The 7,191-nt window shown below is 59.0% G+C and carries 8 protein-coding genes and 2 pseudogenes; 8 read left to right on the top strand and 2 right to left on the bottom strand.

All coding sequences use genetic code 11. The features are described 5' to 3' along the window. Positions 1-367 precede the first annotated feature (367 nt). The gene (locus tag AC0L27_RS40430) at positions 368-526 is read right to left on the bottom strand and encodes a hypothetical protein (RefSeq protein WP_473323615.1); all 159 of its coding nucleotides are present in this window, start codon (positions 524-526) and stop codon (positions 368-370) included. Positions 527-626: 100 nt separating this feature from the next. Here AC0L27_RS40430 and AC0L27_RS40425 point away from each other — a divergent pair, with 100 nt between their 5' ends. Both AC0L27_RS40425 and AC0L27_RS40420 read left to right on the top strand, forming a co-directional pair. Continuing rightward, positions 627-860, top strand: coding sequence for a hypothetical protein (locus tag AC0L27_RS40425; protein ID WP_473323614.1), 234 nt, complete (start codon positions 627-629; stop codon positions 858-860). A gap of 238 nt (positions 861-1,098) precedes the next feature. Then, positions 1,099-2,934, top strand: coding sequence for an acyltransferase family protein (locus tag AC0L27_RS40420; RefSeq protein WP_473323612.1), 1,836 nt, complete (start codon positions 1,099-1,101; stop codon positions 2,932-2,934). Between the two features lie 49 nt (positions 2,935-2,983). Here the strand turns inward: AC0L27_RS40420 and AC0L27_RS40415 are convergent, their stop codons facing one another. Then, complete coding sequence (locus AC0L27_RS40415) at positions 2,984-3,217, bottom strand: hypothetical protein (RefSeq protein WP_473323610.1); 234 nt, start codon at positions 3,215-3,217, stop codon at positions 2,984-2,986. A gap of 320 nt (positions 3,218-3,537) precedes the next feature. Between AC0L27_RS40415 and ligD the strand changes: the two genes are divergently transcribed. The 6 genes and pseudogenes from ligD to AC0L27_RS40385 all read left to right on the top strand — a co-directional run. Beyond that, the gene (gene ligD / locus AC0L27_RS40410; RefSeq protein ID WP_473323608.1) at positions 3,538-4,461 is read left to right on the top strand and encodes a non-homologous end-joining DNA ligase; all 924 of its coding nucleotides are present in this window, start codon (positions 3,538-3,540) and stop codon (positions 4,459-4,461) included. Between the two features lie 518 nt (positions 4,462-4,979). Beyond that, positions 4,980-5,155 (top strand): annotated as a pseudogene (locus AC0L27_RS40405) (DUF3606 domain-containing protein). 57 nt (positions 5,156-5,212) lie between these two features. Beyond that, positions 5,213-5,422, top strand: a complete 210-nt coding sequence (locus AC0L27_RS40400; protein ID WP_473323606.1) for a hypothetical protein — start codon at positions 5,213-5,215, stop codon at positions 5,420-5,422. A gap of 292 nt (positions 5,423-5,714) precedes the next feature. Next, entirely contained in the window at positions 5,715-6,014 is a 300-nt protein-coding gene (locus AC0L27_RS40395) for a VOC family protein (protein WP_473323604.1), read from the top strand. A 172-nt stretch (positions 6,015-6,186) separates the two neighbouring features. Further along, entirely contained in the window at positions 6,187-6,810 is a 624-nt protein-coding gene (locus AC0L27_RS40390; protein WP_473323602.1) for a Crp/Fnr family transcriptional regulator, read from the top strand. Positions 6,811-7,062: 252 nt separating this feature from the next. Next, positions 7,063-7,191: pseudogene (locus AC0L27_RS40385) on the top strand (transposase); the annotation flags it as partial.

Here is a 7,191-nt window from a genome sequence, read left to right as displayed (position 1 = left end):
AAACCCCGCCTGGGGGAAGCGGGGCTTTCTGGTAGGGGTGAAGCTTAGGGACGCTTCGACTGTATGACGCGCGATCGCGGAAAAGGTTCAAAGCTAAAAAGCGAACCACGCCAATACTGCAATGATCGGGATGATTGCCACGCCGAGAAGCAGCAAGGGTGCCGGTTCATTGCCCGTCCTGTCGCTCACTGCTGATCCTCCTTTGCGACCGAGTCGGTGGCGCCCAGGCGATCGGCCCGGTGGTTGTTTTCGCTGTTGAGCTGCTCTCGGTATTCCCGCGCGGCCTTGAGAAGGGTCTCGCTCACCTCATCGTCCTACGTCTCGGCGGCGAGGGCTTCGGCCCGGTCGGCTTGGTTCTGATCCTTCGTCAGCCGCCCTTCTTCTTTTTCTTCTTCAAGACTTTCGCCTGCGCTCTAAACCCCGCGGTCAGAGCCTTCATCTGCCGAGACACGAATTCGTCGGCCGTCTTCTCAGCGGCCTTCTCGGCTACGCGAGCCTGCTGTTTAAAGGTTTTCGCCGGCTTCATGGGCGCACAACTCTTCCCAAAAAGTCGAGTTCCTGAAGAATCTGGCTTGAGTATTCGTTCGCTTTTCGTTCTAATGTGTCCATTCCAACGAGAGGCGGATATGGCCGACCTGAACTACATCAGGAAGGAGATCGAGCGCATGCGCACCCAAGTGGGGCGCCAGCGAAAGGAGATCCTGCAACTCCAGCGGGCGGGCATATCGACTGCATCGGCTGAGACCTTGCTCTCGCGAATGCTAGGCAAGATCAATACGCTCTGCGACCAGCGAGACGCGCTGAAGAAGACCGACACACATCACAACAAGGGCAGGGTGCTCGGCGGGCGCCGATGGTAGCTTGCCTCTTCGGCGAGGGGCGGGATTTGTGCTCGGCCTTCTGGAGCCCCTCAACGTTTGTCACAATTGCGCGCGAACCGGTCTTCAAGGCATCCTGCGATTTCGAGCCATGGCTCGGCGTAGACGTTGGTACGTGCTCAGGCTAAATCAACCGCAATTTGCGATCTCCAGGCGCGTGCTTGTAGGCGGTCACAATTTCACACGCCTTTGAAGAACGGATGCCGCAACTGCAACGTCCATGAAACCGTCTGAAAATTATCGGCCAGATATTGACGGGCTTCGCGCTGTTTCGATCCTGCTGGTGGTCGGCTATCACGCGCATCCCTGGATGTTGTCCGGCGGCTTCGTCGGTGTTGACATCTTCTTCGTCATCTCGGGCTTTCTAATCACCCGGATATTGCTGGCGCCCGGCGGCTTCTCGCTCTCGACATTCTACGGGCGACGAATCAAACGCATTTTTCCGGCGTTGATTACCGTCCTGTTGGCTGCTTTTGCGCTCGGATGGGCCATCCTGCTTCCCTCAGAGTTACGTCTGCTCGGAGAGAACATTGCCGCCAGCGTTCTCTTCGCTTCGAATCTGTTCCAGCTCGGGCAGGCCGGGTACTTTGCGCCGCTCGCTGCAGAAAATCCGCTTCTCCATCTCTGGTCGCTCGGCGTCGAAGAGCAATTCTATATCTTTTGGCCGTTGGCTCTCGGTCTGATGGTGCATTCGCCACATCGTCGGCAGATCATCGTCGGATTGATCGGAGTCTCGTTGGCAGCCGGATTAGTTTTGGCGTGGACCAATCCGGATTGGGCCTTCTATGCCCCCGTTCCGCGCGCCTGGGAGCTGTTGATCGGAGGGCTCGTGGCTGAGGCCAATCTCGTGAGGAAAGACAGTAGCAACCTCCTGAGCGCGGCCGGCGTTGGCGCAATCCTGGCCTCCGCGCTGCTGTTTGATAAATCGATGCCCTTTCCGGGGGCGCTGGCACTGCTCCCCGTGCTCGGCGCCGCGGTCGTGATCGCGACGCCAAATACCGCTGTCAACCGACTGCTGTTGTCGAGCAGGCCCGCTGTGCTGCTTGGCCTCATCAGCTATCCACTCTATCTTTGGCATTGGCCGCTCCTGGCTTACCTCGGCATTGTTCGGCATGGGGTGCCGAACTTCCTTGAAATATGGGCCGCGGTTGTCGCCGCGATCGTGCTCTCGATTCTGACATATCGCTTCGTCGAATGGCCGGCTCGTCGCGGGCGCAATGTCGTGCCGGCATTGTCCATGACTCTAGCGTTAGTCGGGGTAATCGGCGTCGCAACGACCCTCTTTGCCGGCTTCGTCTCGCGATTTCCAGAGGAGCTGCAGGCGGTCGCGGCCGTCAGCACTGACGACAATCCTGCATTCAAAGACCACTGCTTCCTCGAGGCGCCGGGCAGCAGCTTTGACATGAGCTGCATCGAGCAAGGTGACGGACCTTTGCTTCTATTGTGGGGAGATTCGAATGCTGCGGCGCTTTTCCCGGCTATAGCCAAAGCGGCCAAATCGGCATCGTTCCGCGTAGCGCGTTTTAGTGCGCCGGGCTGCGCGCCGATTCTTGAGGCCGGCCCCAATGCGTCCTGCAAGCAAAGCAACGAGACGGCTTTTGGCCTCATCAAGGTATCTCACCCCGATATCGTGGTGCTGCACGCGATGTGGGGATTTGATACCGACCTGGACAAGCTCGGCGGCACCATCGCTAGCTTGCGCAAAGCCGGCGTCTCCCGGGTGATCTTAATTGGACCGCCGCCGGTCTGGAAGCGCACCCTCCCGCTCGCCATAGTCAACCACTATCGTTTCTCGCACGAATTGCCGGACCGACTGGGATCCGGCGTGTCCGGTCCGGCGGAGGACGACCTGATGGCTCGGTTCAGCAAATCGGCGGGCGTGGAGTATGTGTCCGAGAGGAACGTGCTTTGCAATCAGCGTCAGGAGTGCCTGGTGCGCACGCCAAATGGAGAGGTGGTTGCAAGCGATACAATTCATCTGACATCAAGCGGGGCAAAATTGGTGCTCGACGCAATCGGCCCATATATCTTTTCCGGCACAGCCCCAACTCGCTAGTCGGTAGCTTTCGTCATCGTTGCACTCTCTCGTGCTCGGACCCGGCTGCCTAGCTCCACTCGTTCTCGGGCAGTGAGCCAGGCGGCGGCTTAAGCTCCTCCAAGCCCGCTTCGATGATAGCAAGTTCGTCCTGAACGGCTTGAATGGCGTTCGCCGGATCGATACCCGAGACGGCCTGCAGCTCGCCCAGCATCTTGCGCCGATGCGCGAGCAATTCTGCGAGAGCGCGTCGATCCTTGCCCCTCACATAACCTGCGACAATCAACTCCATGGCTTTTGACATTCCGCATCATCTCTGCAGCCAATCATTGATGCAAGCAACTCTCGCCAAGCCGACCTGTATTGTCGGTACTGATCTCCCGCCCGCCGGCGGGGCGCGCCGCGGCGGCAGTACTGCGAAGGAACTATGACACCGCGTTCGTTCCCTGTTCGGCTGTCGTTCTCGTTGACGTTGAAAATACAACCTGGAATCGCGATTGCGGTTGTATGGAACGCCCGGGAACGCCGCTTCGGCTTCGCTGTTAGAGAGTCGTGAATAAGGTAGGTAGACTGCCCGTCGTCGGCTCCCCAACACCGGCGGCGGGCTTTTTGTGAGTTGCGTTAGTGGCAAAGCGTACCCGGGCACCGGCAAAGAAGCCGCAAGCTGCCATGCCGGGCTTTATCAGCCCCCAGCTGGCGACCCTGAAGATGAAAGCGCCTTCGGGGGCTCAGTGGATTCACGAAGCCAAATACGACGGCTACCGCATCCAGCTCCACATCGACCACGAGGACCGGAAGGCCTTCACCAGGAACGGCCATAACTGGGTCGACAGGTTCTCGGTCATTGCCGGCGCCTTCGATGTCCCGGGTCAGGCGATCGTGGACGGGGAGGTGGTCGTCATCCATGAAGAGCGAACCAACTTCTCCGAACTCCAGGCAGACCTTGGCAGGGGCGACCAGGACCGCCTGCAGTACTTCGCCTTCGATCTCCTGTGGCTGGACGGCAAGGACCTTCGCAGAATGGCTCAGCTTGCCCGCAAGGAGCTGCTGAAGCAGCTGATAGACGAGAACGGGCTGGAAGCCCCCATCTTCTACAGTGAGCACCATGAAGGTGACGGGCAGGTGCTGTTCGAGGCGGCCAGCAAGCTGAACTACGAGGGTATCGTCTCCAAGCGGGTTGACGCGCCGTACCGGTCGGATCGGGTCGAGGCCTGGCAGAAGATCAAGACCGTCCAGCGCGAGAAATTCCCCGTCGTTGGTTTCGTCAAGGACCCGTCCGGCGTCGCCGCGCTCTACCTCGGCAAGCAGGAAGGGAAGGAACTGCGCTACATGGGGAAGGTCGGGACGGGCTGGAGCCGGACGAAATCGGCGGAGATCCGCAAGGCTCTCGATACGGTCGTCAGCCCGAAGCAAAAGCTCACGAAGCCGGTCAAGAAACCGAAGGCGACATGGGTCGAGCCAAAGTTCTACGCCGACATCGAATACCGGGACATCACCTCTGAAGGCTTGCTGCGGGCCAGCTCGTTCAAAGGTTTGTCCAAGAAATAACTCATGTACATTTGGCGCCCTCTGCATGCGGGCTGGTGATGCCTCCGCGTGAGCGATGCAGATGCGGTGGCGTTGAAGCGCCAACATCCAACAGACGGGCTCTATTGATGCCGCTCGCGCTCGCCAAGGGCAGGACCCTCCCTACCGGGACGAGAGCAGGGCTCCTGCTCAAGCAAACCTATAACGCAGATTAAGCGATCAGCGCGGAGCCCCCAGCTTCATGCGAAACTGTAAGAACGGGGCGCAGCAGGTCAGGTTTTCCGAGCATATGCAACCTCCCCAGACTCGGCCTCCGCCCTCCCGGAGGCCTCCCTTTTGGGAACACAGCCTTCTTACGGGCGCTCCTTGCCAGTGAGTGGAGTACCGGCATGCCGGATCGCGTAACCCAAGCGGTAAAAAAAGCCCAAGCCATCCTGGCTCGATATATCGAGCCTGGGCCGAGGGACAGCGAGAAGACGATCAATGACCTGCTGGCCGTTCTTGACGATGAGCGGCTTGTCAGGCGATGGAGGAGGAACATGAGCGACAATCTCACCAAACGGGACCAGCGCGCCGTAGCAAGATCAACATGCACGAAGACTTCGAGGTCAAGTATTGGACCAAGGAGCTTGGTGTCTCCAGGGACGAACTGCAGAAGGCCGTCGACAAGGTAGGCAATTCGGCGGCTGCTGTTCGCAAAGAATTGGCGGCGTAACGGAGGCGCGCGGTATGCTTGCGATCTTTGGAGCAAGGCCGCGCGCTTTTTCATGCCATGACCAATCCCAACTGCCCCATCTGCTTCGGCATCGGCTTCGTCTGCGAGAACCACCCGGACCGGGCCTGGAGCGAAGAGCTTGGCTGCCAGTGTGGTGCCGGTGATCCGAGCGCCTGCAACAGGTCGCCGGACATAGACGCGGGAATCGAAGAGCCGGATGCCAGCCAGATTATCGAAGACGCAGGTGTGAAGAAGCGCCGTCATTGACCAGACGCTTGATCGGTCCACGATTCACATCCTGTGAAGCGAGCGATAACGAGAACGTCGCCAATGCGGTCGTCAATTCAACGGCAAACTTGGTCATAGGTCGTCCCATTAGCGCTCCTCAGTCGGATGCCCCACTTATAGGCGGTTGTCTGCCTTCGGTCAGCTTGATTACTCGTCTTCCCGCCAAGGACTTAGATCGGCGCGCGGGCGTTCTATTCGGAAAAACTCGGGCTCGACCCGGTCGAAGATCGAAGGTGGACTGCGCTACATCTGCGCAAATGGCGAGTTTGCAATGTTCGTCTCTGCTGGAGTGCAATCTGGCACGCACACGCAGATGGGCTGGGAAGTTGAGGACATCGAGGCAACGGTTCGCGAGCTTCGCGCGCTAGTTCACTTCGAGGAATATGATCTGCCTGGCTGGAAAACCGTTGACGGGATCGCGGATATAGCCGGGGATTACGCCAACAAGGGCATAGGTGAGCGAGGCGCTTGGTTCCGCGACAGCGAAGGCACCTTCTCGGGATCGGGCAGCCGGTTCGGTCCTGACGGGCCGCTGAATCGCTTCGGTGACCTCGATGGTTTTGACCGGTGATAGCCGACATGACACTGTCATTCCGCGATCGTTGGCTACGGGCCAGATGCAGGCGCATCCGGTGAAGGCGGGCACAGACCTCAAATCGCTCCGCCAGCCTCATTTCTGCCCGATAGCGCAAGCGATGCTAGCAGCATTCTTTCTGCATTGATTGCTCCGGTGGGGCGCCGAAATGACCTTGATTGAAGCTATCGGCTATTTGGCTTCGGCTCTTGTGCTGCTCACGTTCTGCATGGGCACCATGTTGAGCCTGCGTGCGATGGCAATCTGCAGTAACTTCGCGTTCATCAGCTACGGTTTCGGCGCCGGGCTGTACCCTGTACTTATTCTGCACCTCGTCCTGCTTCCTTTGAACATAGTATTGCTCGTTCGAATGATGGCTTTGCTTCGGAAAGCGAAACTAGCGGCGGCCACGGATCTTTCTCCATTGTGGATGCAGCCATTCATGTGGCCGAAGCGTTTCAAGGCGGGGGAGACGATCTTCAAAAAGGGCCAGCACGCCCATCTGCTTTATATGGTGGTATCGGGCGAAGTCGGGCTGCCGGAGATTGAGCAGCGACTTTCGGCAGGTGATCTCTTCGGTGAGATTGGATTGTTCTCTTTAGAGAGGCGACGCACGCAGACCGCAGTGGCAGCAACCAATGTGGATTTGCTTTGCATCAGCGACGAAGCATTGAAAAAGCTATGCGAGCGCAATCCGGGCTTATCGCTCTACTTCCTGCGACTGACGGCCACTCGAATGACGCAAAATGCCTCCCCGCTGGCTCCTATCGCGGCGGGCACGCAGTCCAACTGAGATTTGGATCGGATCGCCTCCTCTCCGCTTAGCGTCAACCGCGTGGTCTGGCGCTCGGCCGCAAACGTTCGGCCGTCCCCTCTGAACTGACGTAAGCGCTGTTTCGGTCCCACCTTCCATTGAAGGCGTCGATTGGGAATGATCGATCTCTGTTGGAGATCGGCTTGTGTCTAAGTTTGACCATATGCTTGAGCCTAGGACCTCGGTTCGTCGGGTCGAGGTCATCAAACGGAGAGCGGCCGACGCCGGCAGTTCTCGGCCGACGACAAGGCGCGGTTCGTCGAGGAGACGCTGACCCCGGGAGCCGTGGTATCGGAGGTCGCGCGGCGGCACGGATTGTCGCCGCAACAGCTGTTTACGTGGCGCCGGCAAATGCGACAG

The sequence above is a fragment of the Bradyrhizobium sp. Ken51 genome (assembly GCF_055807435.1).
The sequence above is the reverse complement of the archived record's forward strand: the minus strand, read 5'-3'. Positions and strand labels throughout refer to the sequence as shown.

What these genes read in the sequence shown, in the direction of transcription:
- AC0L27_RS40425 (WP_473323614.1), top strand. Translation starts at nt 627, where the DNA reads ATGGCCGACCTGAACTACATCAGGAAGGAGATCGAGCGCATGCGCACC.
- AC0L27_RS40420 (WP_473323612.1), top strand. Translation starts at nt 1,099, where the DNA reads ATGAAACCGTCTGAAAATTATCGGCCAGATATTGACGGGCTTCGCGCT.
- AC0L27_RS40395 (WP_473323604.1), top strand. Translation starts at nt 5,715, where the DNA reads ATGTTCGTCTCTGCTGGAGTGCAATCTGGCACGCACACGCAGATGGGC.
- AC0L27_RS40390 (WP_473323602.1), top strand. Translation starts at nt 6,187, where the DNA reads ATGACCTTGATTGAAGCTATCGGCTATTTGGCTTCGGCTCTTGTGCTG.
- AC0L27_RS40415 (WP_473323610.1), bottom strand. Translation starts at nt 3,217, where the DNA reads ATGTCAAAAGCCATGGAGTTGATTGTCGCAGGTTATGTGAGGGGCAAG.
- AC0L27_RS40400 (WP_473323606.1), top strand. Translation starts at nt 5,213, where the DNA reads ATGACCAATCCCAACTGCCCCATCTGCTTCGGCATCGGCTTCGTCTGC.
- AC0L27_RS40430 (WP_473323615.1), bottom strand. Translation starts at nt 526, where the DNA reads ATGAAGCCGGCGAAAACCTTTAAACAGCAGGCTCGCGTAGCCGAGAAG.